Consider the following 13,355-nt stretch of genomic DNA (forward strand, 5'->3'; position numbering starts at 1 on the left):
ATCCTTGTGCTAGGTTTGCTCGCCCTGGTGCTGGTATTTGTGGACAGCTACACCACTTGGCTGAAGCCGGCGCGCAATTATCTGGAAGAAGTGGTTTACCCGTTGCACTGGCTGGCAGACTTGCCGGGGCGTATGGCGGAGTGGGGCGAAGAATCCACTCTCAGCCGCGCCGACCTCACCAGTGAAAATCATCAGTTGAAAGCGCAATTACTGGTACTTCGCGCCAGCCAGCAACGTATGTCTGGGCTGGAAGCGGAAAACATTCGCCTGCGCAGCCTGCTCAACGCCACCGAAATGGTCAAAGACCGGGTACAGGTGGCCGAGTTGATCGGTATTTCCCCAGACCCCCTCTCACACACCTTTACCATCAATCGCGGCAGTGCTGACGACGTATTTGTCGGCCAGGCAGTGCTGGGTGCCGATGGCCTGATGGGGCAAGTAGTCGACGTATTCAGCGGCCACAGCCGGGTATTGCTGATAACCGACAGCCGCCACGCACTGCCGGTGCAAGTGCGCCGCAATGGCTTGCGGGCCATCGCTGAGGGTATTGGCGATGGCAACCTGAAGTTGCGCTATATCTCTCCCACCATGGACATCGCCGAGGGCGATTTGCTGGAAAGCTCCGGGCTCGGCGACCGCTACCCGGCGGGCTATCCGGTGGGCACGGTGGAACGCATTGAACACGACCCCGGACAGGCGTTTGTGGAAGTGATAGTGGCCCCCAGTGAACCCCTCAATCGGCGCCGTACTGTGCTGTTGGTATTCCCCTCCGAAGAGCAACTCGGAAGCAGCGGCAAATGAGACGTCGCAAACAGTCCCAAGGTCGCGGGCTACTGTTTGTCGCCTTGCTGACTGCCCTGGTATTGCAGCTGTGGCCTCTGTTTGGTGGCGTTGCCCTGTGGCGGCCCCAGTTTGTGCTGCTGGTACTGACCTTTGCCCTGATTTATCGCCCGGACTACTACGGCATCGCCACTGCCTGGGCGGCGGGGTTAGTAATGGATGCAGTAACCGGCGGTGTATTTGGTCGCTACGCCCTGGCCTTGGGCATTTGCGCCTACCTGTTGCATCTGTTTCGTCAACGCTTGTTGCATGCGCACGTGTGGCACCAGAGTGGTCTGGTGTTTTTGTTGGTGGCGATGACGCAATTGGTGGTGATGAGCATCAATACATCCGCTGGCAGTGGAACCAGCTGGACACTGGTGTGGTATCCGGCGATCACATCGGCGCTGTTATGGCCATTGTTCTACACACTGATGATGCGCCTCACCCGGCGTTGATCCCACTTGGAGCTGTACAGTGAATGGCGCTGATTTTATTCTCGCTTCCGGCTCCCCCCGGCGCAGCCAGTTGCTGCAGCAAATTGGTGCTGCTTTTGCGGTTGCACCGGCAAACGTGCCGGAACAGGTGCTGGCTGACGAAATGCCACGAGACTATGTCACCCGTTTGGCATTGGCCAAGGCGCAAGCGGGGTTTGATGCCCAGCGAGAAAGTCGACTGCCGGTACTGGGTTCCGATACCGCAGTGGTGCACGGCGGCCGTATTCTCGGAAAACCCCGTGATCAGCAAGACGCGGTGGATACGTTGATGAGCCTCTCCAACAGCTGCCATCAGGTGCTGTCCGGTATCGCCATGGTGGATGGACAGCATTCTGTGACTCGTTATGTGGAAACCTCCGTACACTTTCGTACTCTCAACAAACAGCAGTGCCAGCGATACTGGGAGACCGGCGAGCCCATGGACAAAGCGGGCAGCTATGGTATTCAGGGTTTAGCGGCAGTATTTGTGGAGCGCATTGAAGGCAGTTATTCCAATGTGGTGGGATTGCCATTGGCAGAAACGGCAGATTTGTTGGCGGAGTTTGGGATAGAAGTGTGGAGGGACGTACAAAGGTGATTCAGGCTTTGATACTAAAGAACAGGTGGTCGCACGTCGCACGTCGCACGTCGCACGCTAAAACCAAGCACCCTGTCAGAAAGGTTGGCGTCGTCCCCGCGAAAGTGGGGATCCATGTTTATGACGAAGTAGAGAGATGGATTCCCGCTTTCGCGGGAATGACGAAAGCACTGAACCAAAGCGTGCGACGTGCGACGTGCGACGTGCGACCACTTACCGAATACTCAGCAGCTTCAGCTCACTGCCGCCATCATCAGGTGCATCACCCATGAGCGCAGAAATCCTGATCAACATCACCCCCATGGAAACTCGCGTGGCGCTGGTGGAAAATGGTGTGCTCCAGGAAGTGGCCATTGAACGCACTCTGAAAAGAGGTGTGGTGGGCAATATCTACCGCGGCAAGGTGGTGCGGGTAATGCCCGGCATGCAGGCGGCGTTTGTGGATATTGGCCTGGAAAAAGCCGGTTTTATTCACGTGGATGACATTCATGTGGATGCCGCCGCTGATGGCAGTGAACAGAAAGTAGAGGACATTCGTCAGCTATTGCACGACGGCCAGGGTGTTACCGTGCAGGTGGCCAAAGACCCTCTGGGCACTAAAGGTGCGCGGCTCAGCAGCAAGTTGTCGGTGTGTTCCAAATACCTGGTGTATATCCCCAAAGAATCCCACATCAGCATATCCCAGCGTATTGAAGGAGAGGCGGAACGGGATCGGCTGCGGGCAGAGCTATCCACCGCGTTAGCGGAAGAGGGGGATGAAAAAATTCTCTCCGCCGAGGCCAGCCCCGATGGTGGCTATATAATTCGTACCGCCGCCGAGGGCTTGTCTGCGGACGAGTTGCGCCGGGACGTGCACTTCTTGCAGCGCCTGTGGCGGGACATTGTCGAGCGCGCTCCGGTGACGAAGCTGGCCAGCAATGTGTTTGAAGACTTGCCTCTGCACCTGCGCACCCTGCGGGAGATGACCCGCGACGGTGTGGAGAAAATTCGTGTGGACTCCCGCGAGTGTTACGAAAAGATGTGCTCCTTTGCCGGTAAATATCACCCGGATTTGCTGCCGTTGATAGAGCACTACCCCGGCGAGCGCCCGCTGTTTTACCTCTACTCGGTGGAGGATGAAATCCAGAAAGCCCTGCAGCGCAAGGTGCAATTGAAATCCGGCGGTTATCTGGTGATTGACCAGACCGAGGCGATGACCACAGTGGATGTGAATACCGGTGCTTTTGTCGGCCACCGCAATCTGGAAGAAACCATCTTCAAAACCAACCTGGAAGCGGCCACCGCCATCGCCCGCCAGCTGCGCCTGCGCAACCTGGGCGGCATTATTATTCTCGACTTTATCGACATGCGTGAAAAAGAGCACCAGCGTCAGGTGTCGCGTACTCTGGAAAAGGCGCTGGAGCGGGATCGCGCCAAAACCAGCGTGTTGACCACCTCGGAGCTGGGTCTGATTGAAATGACCCGCAAGCGCACCAGCGAGAGTCTGGAGCATTTGCTCTGCGAACCCTGCGAGCAGTGCCACGGCAGCGGCAGCGTGAAATCGGTGGAAACCCTGTGCTACGAAATTCTGCGGGAAATTCTCCGCGAGGCCCGCGCGTTTGAGTGCGAAAAGTTTCTGGTACTGGCCTGCCAGCCTGTGATTGACCGCCTGCTGGACGAGGAATCCGCCAACGTGGCGGACCTGGAGGAATTTGTCGGTCGGCCAATTCAGTTCCGCGTGGAGTCGATGTACTCTCAGGAGCAGTACGACATTATTCCGGTTTAGGCGTTACATGAGAGACGAGAGATGTGAGATGGGAGACGCGGCGCTCAATTCAGGGGGTGTGGTTTTCCGTTTTCCGTCTCACATCTTTCATCTCCCGGCATTCACATGAAAGCACTGAAATTACTTAGCAAACTGACCCGCTGGCTGTGGTTTTCCATGGCCGCGGTGGTTATCAGTTACGCGGTAGTTGTGGTGCTGGGGCGCGCCATGTTGCCCTATCTGGACGACTATCGCCCCCAGATATCACAGCAACTTTCCAACCTGTTAGGTGCACAGGTGCAGTTGCAACGGCTTTCCGGCACCTGGCCGCGACTGGCGCCCACCCTGTCTGCCGATGGCGTGCAGATTACTGCAGACGATGCGGGCCATATTGGCATTGGCCAGTTGAGTGCCGAGTTGGAGCCTTTTGCCAGTATCTGGCACGGCCAGCTGATCTGGCGCAAGCTCAGCCTCAGCGATGTCAGCTTGCAGTTGGTGGAAGATTCCAACGGCCGCTGGTCCCTGGCTGGCATTCCTCTGACCGGAGGTAGCGGCGGCATTCGCCCCCTGGATATGCTGCTCTACAGTTCGCTGATTGATGTGGGTAGCTTGTCCATATCCCTGAATTTTTACTCCGGTGCAAAGTTGGCCTTCGATGCGGGTGAGATTCTTGTTGAAAACAACGATGAGTTTCACCGCATTATCGCTGGCATCACGACCGCTGATCGACTCGATGACGAGAAACAAAATGCCGACGATGAACCCGCCGCCATTTTTGTGTTTGAGGGGGAGGGTGACTACCGGGATCTGGATGAGTTTCAGGCTCAAGCCTATATAGAACTGCAACAACTCAACCTGACCTCCTTTGGCGACTTTTTGTCCCAGCTATTACCTGTCTACAAAGAGAAACTGGCCACACTGGATGGCAGCGTTGCCACCCAGTTGTGGATGCAGTGGGGCGACCGCGGCCGGGTGGAAATGAGTGGTCGCCTGCAAACCGACCAATTGCCATTGGACAAAGCTCTGGCGCTGCCTGTGGTAACCGGCTTGAACACCGACATCACCGGCTGGTACCAACCCGGTGAGGATTGGGGGCTGGCGCTGCAAGGGCTGAAGTTTCAGTGGGGTGAAGAGAATATCATGCCCCTGGATATTCGCTTTAAACAGAGGGTGGGTGACCGCTGGGGCGAATTCGGTTTGGATATCAACTACCTCAGTGTCGATGCGCTGCGCAAATTATTGGTCAATAGCGCCTTTCTGCCAGAAAAAGTGGCAGATGCCATGGCCGCCATTGAGCCCCGCGGGCATGTGGATAATGTCAGCCTCGACGCGGTGCTGTTGGAAGATGGACTTCCGGACTTGGTGTTGAAGGCGAACCTCAGGGATGTAGCGATCAATGCTTACGAAGGTGTCCCTGCTGCCAGCGGTGTGGACGGCTACCTGGAAACCACCATTTACGATGGCATGCTGGCCCTGGACAGCAGCGACGCCAGTATCCACTTCGAAAAGCTGTTTGACAGCGCTATTGAAGTGAACCGGGTGACAGGCACTCTGGGGTGGTCCTGGGATCGCCAGCGCAATCTGCTCTACCTGACCAGTAGCCTGTTGCAGGCAGATTCCCCGGCCGGTCAGATGAAAGGGCAGTTTTATTTGTATCAACCCATTGTGCGCAGTGACGATGCTCCGCAGCTGTTCCTGCAATTGGGGGTGCTCAACAGTCACTCCCGCTATCGGGATCAATTTGTACCCACGGTTCTGAACCCCAACTTAACCGCCTGGTTGGATCGCGCCCTGGACAACATCAGCGTATCGGAAGCCGGTGTGATCTACCGGGGTTCGGTGCGCAAGGGGCAGGATGATAAGCGCACCATACAGCTGCACCTGGCGGCTAATGGCGAACGCCTGATTTATCACCCGGAGTGGCCGGCGCTGGAAGAATTTTCCGGTCGCCTGTTGTATCACGGTGATCAGCTGGAGGGGCATATTGACAGTGCCCGTATGGGTGGCATGGAGATCGCCAACGGTGAACTGGACATGGATGCTCTGGGTGATCAACGCCTCAATATTCGCGCCAGTGGCACCGCCAATGGCGAGCAGACTTACCAGTTGTTGCGCCGTTCGCCGCTCAGATCGCGACTGGATGGCCTGGAAGGCTGGCAATTGGGCGGTGAGGTCAGCGCCAGTGTGGATCTGCAGGTTCCCCTGAAAGGCGATTGGCAAAAAGGTCGTTATCAGGTGGTGGCGGATGTGGTTGATGGCGAGCTTTCCCAGCCGGAATACCAGGTGCGTATTGATGACATTGCCGGGCGTGTGCACTTTGATCTGGACAACGGTCTTAACGGCGACAATCTAACAGGCAAACTCTGGGGTATGCCCGCCACCGCCACTCTGGCCACTGAAGATGAAGGCCTGAAACTGACTGTAGATGGCGCTTTGCAACCGGCGCTGTTGGCACAACACTTCAATCTGGACATTGAGCAACAGATACAGGGCGAGAGCCGCTATCACGCACTGGTAACATTGCCGGGAGGTGAAGACGAACGGCCCGGCTCGATTAACGTGCAAAGCCAGCTGCAAGGTGTCGCTGTTGATTTGCCGCAGCCCTTTGGTAAGGAAGCAACCCAGGAGCAGAGCCTTGAGGTGTTGCTCACCTTTGGCGACGTGGTGGATATTGAGGCGTCCTACGGCCAGAGTGTTCGTGCTGGCGCCCAGTGGCAGGGTAAATACCTGCAGCGTGGCTACCTGGGTGTCAATCGCTCTGATTTGGAGTTGCCAGAAAATCAGGTGTTGCTGCTGGCGGCGGATGTCAGCGACGTCAACCTGGTGGATTGGCAATCCAGCCTGCTGACACTTTTTGACAGCCCCGAACAAAATCAGGGTGAGGGCACCTCAAGGCGTTGGTTGCCACCGGCTATTCTCGATGTGCGTGTGGGCGAGCTGGGGGTATCTGCACTCAGCCTGGAAAATGCCCACCTCAGTGGCACTCTGGTGGGCTCGGTGTTGCGCACCAGCCTCGAGTCCGATGCTGCCGCGGGTAAGCTGAATATCCCTCTGGATAACAGCCGCCCCATGGTGATTGATCTGGAGCACCTTAAGCTGCCGGAGTTGCCACAGTCAGGCAACGAAGGTACAGAGGATGCCGACGGCGCTGCTGCGTTTGACCCACGCACCCTGCGCAGTATGGCGTTTTCCGTGGACGATCTGCAGTTGGGTGAGCGGCAGCTGGGTTCGGTGTCATTTTCTCTGGATGCCAGCGAACAAGGTCTGACCATCAGCGACCTGAATGCCCAGGTGCTTGGCCTGCAGGCAGACGGGAATTTCCAGTGGCGCTACGACGGCGAGCAGCACAGCAGCAGTTACAGTGGCACCATGCAGTCAACCAATATTACTCAGGTGCTGGAAAATATCGGTATGGAACCGATTATCGAAAGCGACAATGCGGCGTTCCAAAGTGAACTGACTTGGTCCGGCCGCCCCTGGGAGTTTGATCGCAACAACCTGATGGGCCAGATAACTTTTAACCTGAGCGAGGGCACCATCCAGCAGAGCACTGGCGGCGCCAGCCCATTTATACGGGTGGTGGGGTTATTGAATTTCAGCACCTGGTTACGGCGCCTGAAGCTGGATTTTTCCGACGTGTTCAGCAAGGGTCTGAGTTACGACAATATCCATGGCAGCCTGATTTTTGACAGCGGCTATCTACGCTTTCCCGAAGCCATTGTCGCCAAAGGGCCGTCGGGTACCATGAAAATGTACGGCAACATCGACATGATCAACGAGCAACTCGATACTCAGTTGGTGGCCACTCTGCCGGTGGGTACCAACCTGCCCTGGGTAGCGGCGCTGGCGGTTAACCTGCCAGCGGCTGCTGGTGCCTGGGTAATCAGCAAAGTGTTCAAGAGGCAAGTGAATAAACTTTCCAGTCTCAGCTACAAAATTCACGGCTCCTGGGACGACCCGGAGTTTGAAATTGAAAAAGTGTTCTCTGATAAAAAGAGCATCGTTGAAGAAAAAGCATCACCGTCTGAGACTGAAGCCCAATCGGAGCAAGGTACGTAATGACTAAAGTAGCCGCCATTCAAATGTGCAGTACCCGCGATCTGCAACACAACCTGCAGAGGGCCGAGGCACTGTTGGCAGAAGCTTCGGGGCAGGGTGCCCAGCTGGCCGTACTGCCGGAAAATTTTGCCTACTATGGTTGTAAAGAACTGCGGCAGGCAGCCTGTGATGAAGCCGACGCTACTGGCCCGGTAAGACAGTTTCTCAGCGAGCAGGCCAAACGCCATAACATGTGGATTGTAGGCGGTACCGTTCCCGTGGCTGAGTCGGGAGATGAGCGAGGCTATGCCGCCTGCCTGGTGGTGGATAGCGAGGGCGAAGAAAGGGCGCAATACCACAAAATTCACCTGTTCGATGTGGATGTGGGTGACGCTCACAAGCACTATCGGGAATCGGACGATTACCGCCCTGGTATTGAGCCAATGGTGCTGGATACCCCCTTTGGCAAGTTAGGTTTAAGTGTTTGTTACGACTTGCGCTTTGCAGAAATGTATCGGGAGTTGGCAGATCGTGGCGCGGAAATTGTCGTCGTACCGTCAGCCTTTACTGCCGTCACTGGTGAGGCACACTGGCAGCTGTTGCTGCGTGCCCGCGCGGTGGAAAACCAGTGTTTCGTTATCGGCGCCAATATGGGCGACCGCGATCATCCCAAGCGCCCTACTTGGGGTGGTTCTGTGATTGTTCATCCTTGGGGGGATGTACTGGCGGAAATGGATGGTGGTGAAGGGGTGATTTTTGCTGAGTTGGATTTGGGTGAAATTCAGCGGTTAAAGAAAAATATGCCTATTGCTCAGCACCGGCGCTTGTAGACCCCGTCATTGCGAGGAGCCGAAGGCGACGTGGCAATCTAGTGGCTTGAGCTTTGTCGTTGTTCTTGGGAAAACTTTTAGCAAGGGTTTCGCCCTGCTGGGCGAATTCCTTTTTTGCTCGTGCAAAAAAGGAATCAAAAAAGCACGCCCCAGTCGCCCTTGGCCTTCGGGCAGTGACTCGCGCCTTCCATGGCGCTCGGCCCTACGGGCCGCCTTTGGCGCCCAAATCGGCTTTCCTGCCGATTTGTCCTCGCTTCTCCGGTGCCATGGCAGGGTCGCGCAGAGGGTACTTCCTGTACCCGCTGCGCTGAAACGGACGTCCTGTCCGTTTCACCCTATGTCACCTCCGTCGCTCGGCAAGGGCGAAGGGGGTTGGTGCACTCCGTAGCAAGTTCTGTTGGTGCCCGTAGCGCGCTGCTCGTAGCTTTGTTATGGTTCGAGCCCGCAACCTGCAACCCGCAACCGTTATGACAAACCCCATCCGAATCGCCACCCGCAAAAGCCCATTAGCTTTATGGCAGGCGGAATACGTAAAAGCCGAATTGCAAAAACACCACCCTGGTCTGGCGGTGGAGTTGGTGGGTTTTACTACCAAAGGCGACAAAATTCTTGATACACCCCTGGCCAAGGTCGGTGGCAAAGGGTTGTTTGTTAAAGAGTTGGAAGTGGCCATGCTGGAGGGGCGCGCGGATATTGCGGTGCATTCCATGAAGGATGTGCCTATGGAGTTTCCCGATGGCTTGGGCCTGACCACCATCTGCCCGCGGGAAGACCCTACCGATGCGTTTGTCTCCAATCAATACAACGATTTGTCGCAACTTCCAGCGGGCAGTCGTGTGGGGACGTCCAGCCTGCGCCGTCAGTGTCAGTTGCGTGAATCGCGGCCAGATTTGCAGATTCTCGACTTGCGCGGCAACGTCAATACCCGTTTGGCCAAGCTGGATAATGATGAGTATGACGCCATTATTCTGGCCAGCGCCGGTTTGATTCGTCTGGAAATGGGCGAGCGCATTCGCAGCCGTATTGCCCCGGAAGATTCTCTGCCCGCCGGTGGTCAGGGGGCGGTGGGTATTGAATGTCGTAACAGCGATCAGCGCACCATCGATTTGCTGGCGCCATTGCACCACCACAACACCGCTGTGTGTGTAACCGCCGAGCGCGCCATGAACCGCCGTTTGCAGGGCGGCTGCCAGGTGCCCATTGCCTGCTATGCGGTGTTGGAACCTGATAACCAGTTATGGCTGCGTGGCTTGGTGGGCGCGGTAGATGGTTCCCGTATCCTGCGGGATGATATTCGCGGCCCGGCCAGCGATGCTAAGCAACTGGGTATCGTGTTGGCGGATCGACTGTTGGCAAGTGGTGCCGGTGCCATTCTTGCCGAAGTCTATGGAAGCCAATGAGCTTCGCGGGAAAGAAGGTTCTGGTTATTCGCCCCAAGGCACTGCCGCAGTTGGGGTCGGATGAATTTATCGAACAGCTGGCAGCCACTGGGGCAAACCCTTTGCATCTGCCAGTGATGCGTATTGATCCCTTTGTTGTGCCTCTCACCGCTGAATCTGCCAGCGAGCCGGTGGAACAAATCAAAACCACCGTAATGGCGTTGGCCAATTATCAAGTCGTGATTTTTTTCAGCCGCCCGGCAGCGTTGCTGGGCGCTGACTGGATCGACCACTATTGGCCGCAGCTGCCCGTGGGGTTGCAGTTTTTTGCGGTTGGCGACAGCACCCGTCAGGTGTTGGCGGAGCAGGGGGTTGATGCCCAGGTACCCTCCCATACCCAAACCAGCGAAGGCTTGTTGGCGCTGCCAGAGTTGCAGCACTTGCAAGATACGAAAATCCTGATTTGCAAAGGTGAGAGGGGGCGTGAGTTTTTGGCGGATCAGCTGCAACAGCGCGGCGCCCAGGTGGATGAGTTAAACCTGTATCGTCGCAGCCCCACCAACAAGCATCAGGAGGATATCGTCCGTGCTTTGCAGAATGGCCTGAATGCCGTGGTGGCACACTCCGCGGAGTTGCTTGAGAGCTTGCTGAGTCAGGTACCCACAGTACTGCATGGTGATCTGTTTGCATTGCCTCTGGTAGTGCCCAGTGAGCGGATAGCGGATATCGCGACAGGCAAGGGTTTTGTAAACCTTCAGGTCGCCAACTCCGCTGTGCCGGGCGACATGGTTTCGGCTTTAAGCAGGTGTTACATTAGCGACTGACATCTATCAATTTCGCAGAGAAATGGGCCAGTGACGGATAAAGACCATAAAACACCTGACACCCCGAAAAAGGAAGACTCCGAAAAGGGCGGCCCCGAACAACCTGCGGCCGACAACAGCCAGCAGCCTCCCACCCTGACCAAACGGGCTGAGCAGCCGTCCGATGAGAAAAAAGACAAGTCGTCAGCCAGAAAAGCGGCGGCGGACAAGAAAACCAGCACATCCAAACCCCAGCACTTGCCGGAACCTCTGGATATAGAAGACCTTTCCACCGACAGACGTTCCGTTGGTAAAAAGTCCGCAGGCAAAAAAGCCTCTGCCAGAAAGTCGCGTCGCAGTACTCGTAATCGCCGCAGCGCTTGGCCCGCGCTGTTAGTCACCGTGCTATTGCTGGCCGGGATTGGGGCCGGTGGTTACTACGGCTGGCTCTATCTGCAGGATTGGCAAACCACTGGCAATAGCCAACAGCAAGCGTTGCAGGCACGCCTGGATCAGCAGGCGCAGCAACTGCAACAACTACAGCAGCAACTGCAACAACAGCAAAATTCCACGGAACTGGATTCGCTGGCAGCGCGCTTGCAACAGGCGGATCAGGTAGACCAGGCCAATCGCCAGCAGTTGGATGAACTGCAGCGGCGAGTCACCAGCCAGGGCAGCCGCTTGCGTAACCTGTCAGTCTCGACCCGGGACGATTGGCTGTTGGCCGAGGCGGAATACCTGTTGCGCCTGGCCAACCAACGCCTGCTTACCGAGCGCAGCACCGCCAATCCAGTATCTCTGTTACAAACCGCTGACGCCATTCTCAAAGATTTCGACGATCCGGACTTGTTTGCCGTGCGTAGCCAGATCGCCAAAGACATAACCGCATTAAAAATTGCCACCATCGTGGATCGCGAGGGTTTGTATCTACAACTCAACGCCCTGAACGAAACCATTCCAGAACTGACCCTGGCACTGGATTTAAAAGAACAAATACCTCAAGCCGCTCCTTCGCAAACGGTGGATAGTGAACAGAGTTGGGGCGACCGGGTGGCCGGTCATTTCAGCGATTTTGCCAATGGCATGAAAGATTACGTGCGCATTCGCCAGCGCGACGAGCCGGTCGAGCCTCTGTTGGGAGTGGAGGAGCAATACCTGCGCCACAACCTGCGAGTGATGATGGAGCAGGCGCAACTGGCCCTGTTGCGTGAAGAGCCACAGCTGTACCGTGCCAGCCTGGAAAAATGCCGCCAGTGGCTGCAACAGCACTTTGCCAAAGACCACACCTCTCAAGTATTTGGCGAACAACTGGATACGCTTTCCACACAAATAGTGACCAGCCAGTTGCCGGAAATCAGTGCCTCGTTGCAGGCGCTGCGCAACTATATCAACCTCTGGCATCTGCGCCACGAGCAACCCACCGCCGGGGCTGAAGCCGGAGACCAGCAATGAGGCGCCTGGTACTGATCTTCGCCGCCGCGCTGCTGCTGGGCACAGGCTTGTCCTGGCTGATGAGCCGGGAAAGTGGCTACCTGTTAATTGCTGTGGGTAACACCACCATCGAAATGAACTTGTGGGCAGCTGTCATTGCCCTGATTCTGTTGTGGTTGGTGGCGCGCTTGCTGTGGCGTTTGCTCAGTACCCTGAAAGTATTTGCCGGCTGGCGCCGGGCGAGGCTGAGCCGCCGTCGGGCACAAACCGCCCGTGGCCTGTTGTACTTTATTGAAGGTCGCTGGCAGCGAGCCCGTCAGCAACTGGTGCGCGGTGCTCACCAGTCAGGTATGCCGTTGGTGAATTATCTGGCCGCTGCCACTGCAGCTTATGAGGAAGGCAACTGGGAGGCAGCGCAAACCCTGCTCAACAAAGCCCAGGAAATCGCTGAAGAAGATAACCCCGCCGTGGAAATCGCCAAGGCGCGGTTGTATTTGAAAGAACAGCGCTACGAAGAAGCACTTTCCATTCTTAACCGAGTGCACCAGGAATACCCTAACCACACCAATGTTCTGCGGCTGCTGGAAAAGGCCTACCGCGGCCTCAACGATTGGCACAACCTGCAGCAATTGTTGCCTCAATTGCGCAAGGACAGCGGCTACGACAGGCAGCAATTTCAGCAACTGGAAGTTGAAGTCTATGCCAATCAAATGGCGTCCCTGGCAGAGCGTTGGGCCAAAACGGATAAGGCCAGTGATAAAACCAAACACCAACAAGCCATCGACCAACTGCGGCAATCCATGCCCTCAGTTGTAAAACGCAACGCTCAATTGGTGGCGGCTTACAGCGATCACCTGCAAGCCCGCGGCGATGGCCAGCAAGCCGAAAAACTGCTTCACAGTGCACTTAATAATCATTGGGACGACAGCCTGATACGCCGCTACGGTCTGCTGGTTGGCGGCGATGTCAGCACTCAGATGGTAATCGCCGAAGCCTGGCTGCGAGAGCGCCCCAACAACCCGGCGCTGCTATTGGCTCTGGGGAGGTTGGCGCAAAAAGCCGAGCTTTGGGGTAAGGCTCGTGACTATCTGGAATCGGCTTTGGGGTTGTCCCATGCGCCAGAGATTTACGCTGAGTTGGCAAGGCTGATGGCGCAGTTGGGTGAGGTGGATAAAAGTGCGGCGTATTACCAGCGTGGGTTGTTGGAGAGTGCTGCGAACTAATAGGCCTCATTGTT

The 13,355-nt window shown here is 56.4% G+C and carries 10 protein-coding genes; all 10 read left to right on the top strand.

The window, feature by feature from the left end; all coding sequences use genetic code 11:
• The first annotated feature begins 6 nt into the window (after window positions 1-6).
• The 10 genes from mreC to QSV34_RS10285 all read left to right on the top strand — a co-directional run bounded on the left by mreC (window position 7) and on the right by QSV34_RS10285 (window position 13,341).
• A complete protein-coding gene (mreC, locus tag QSV34_RS10240) occupies window positions 7-801 on the top strand; it encodes a rod shape-determining protein MreC (RefSeq protein ID WP_289154384.1) in 795 nt (264 codons plus the stop codon).
• Window positions 798-1,277 (top strand): rod shape-determining protein MreD, encoded by a 480-nt coding sequence (mreD, locus tag QSV34_RS10245; protein ID WP_289154386.1) that lies wholly within the window; start codon window positions 798-800, stop codon window positions 1,275-1,277. Before mreC ends, mreD begins: the two co-directional genes overlap by 4 nt.
• Before the next feature lie 19 nt (window positions 1,278-1,296).
• Window positions 1,297-1,893, top strand: coding sequence for a Maf family protein (locus tag QSV34_RS10250; protein WP_289154388.1), 597 nt, complete (start codon window positions 1,297-1,299; stop codon window positions 1,891-1,893).
• A gap of 268 nt (window positions 1,894-2,161) precedes the next feature.
• Window positions 2,162-3,658: a ribonuclease G gene (gene rng, locus QSV34_RS10255; protein ID WP_289154390.1), complete on the top strand. Its 1,497-nt coding sequence runs from the start codon at window positions 2,162-2,164 to the stop codon at window positions 3,656-3,658.
• Between the two features lie 105 nt (window positions 3,659-3,763).
• Window positions 3,764-7,696 carry a YhdP family protein gene (locus QSV34_RS10260; protein ID WP_289154392.1) on the top strand — a complete coding sequence of 1,311 codons (3,933 nt, stop codon included), beginning with the start codon at window positions 3,764-3,766 and terminating at the stop codon, window positions 7,694-7,696.
• Window positions 7,696-8,505, top strand: coding sequence for a carbon-nitrogen hydrolase family protein (locus tag QSV34_RS10265; RefSeq protein ID WP_289154393.1), 810 nt, complete (start codon window positions 7,696-7,698; stop codon window positions 8,503-8,505). Before QSV34_RS10260 ends, QSV34_RS10265 begins: the two co-directional genes overlap by 1 nt.
• A 467-nt stretch (window positions 8,506-8,972) precedes the next feature.
• A complete protein-coding gene (gene hemC / locus QSV34_RS10270) occupies window positions 8,973-9,905 on the top strand; it encodes a hydroxymethylbilane synthase (protein WP_289154394.1) in 933 nt (310 codons plus the stop codon).
• Window positions 9,902-10,708: a uroporphyrinogen-III synthase gene (locus tag QSV34_RS10275; protein WP_289154396.1), complete on the top strand. Its 807-nt coding sequence runs from the start codon at window positions 9,902-9,904 to the stop codon at window positions 10,706-10,708. Before hemC ends, QSV34_RS10275 begins: the two co-directional genes overlap by 4 nt.
• A 30-nt stretch (window positions 10,709-10,738) precedes the next feature.
• Window positions 10,739-12,139 carry a uroporphyrinogen-III C-methyltransferase gene (locus QSV34_RS10280; protein WP_289154398.1) on the top strand — a complete coding sequence of 467 codons (1,401 nt, stop codon included), beginning with the start codon at window positions 10,739-10,741 and terminating at the stop codon, window positions 12,137-12,139.
• Window positions 12,136-13,341 carry a heme biosynthesis HemY N-terminal domain-containing protein gene (locus QSV34_RS10285; protein ID WP_289154400.1) on the top strand — a complete coding sequence of 402 codons (1,206 nt, stop codon included), beginning with the start codon at window positions 12,136-12,138 and terminating at the stop codon, window positions 13,339-13,341. The genes QSV34_RS10280 and QSV34_RS10285 overlap by 4 nt, the downstream gene beginning before the upstream one ends.
• The last annotated feature ends 14 nt before the right edge of the window (window positions 13,342-13,355 follow it).

The organism is Porticoccus sp. W117, assembly GCF_030341905.1.
GTDB lineage: Bacteria > Pseudomonadota > Gammaproteobacteria > Pseudomonadales > Porticoccaceae > SCSIO-12696.

Excerpts from the sequence above, each read along its gene's own strand:
- mreD (WP_289154386.1), top strand. The coding sequence starts at position 798 with ATGAGACGTCGCAAACAGTCCCAAGGTCGCGGGCTACTGTTTGTCGCC.
- QSV34_RS10265 (WP_289154393.1), top strand. The coding sequence starts at position 7,696 with ATGACTAAAGTAGCCGCCATTCAAATGTGCAGTACCCGCGATCTGCAA.
- QSV34_RS10275 (WP_289154396.1), top strand. The coding sequence starts at position 9,902 with ATGAGCTTCGCGGGAAAGAAGGTTCTGGTTATTCGCCCCAAGGCACTG.
- QSV34_RS10260 (WP_289154392.1), top strand. The coding sequence starts at position 3,764 with ATGAAAGCACTGAAATTACTTAGCAAACTGACCCGCTGGCTGTGGTTT.
- rng (WP_289154390.1), top strand. The coding sequence starts at position 2,162 with ATGAGCGCAGAAATCCTGATCAACATCACCCCCATGGAAACTCGCGTG.
- hemC (WP_289154394.1), top strand. The coding sequence starts at position 8,973 with ATGACAAACCCCATCCGAATCGCCACCCGCAAAAGCCCATTAGCTTTA.
- QSV34_RS10285 (WP_289154400.1), top strand. The coding sequence starts at position 12,136 with ATGAGGCGCCTGGTACTGATCTTCGCCGCCGCGCTGCTGCTGGGCACA.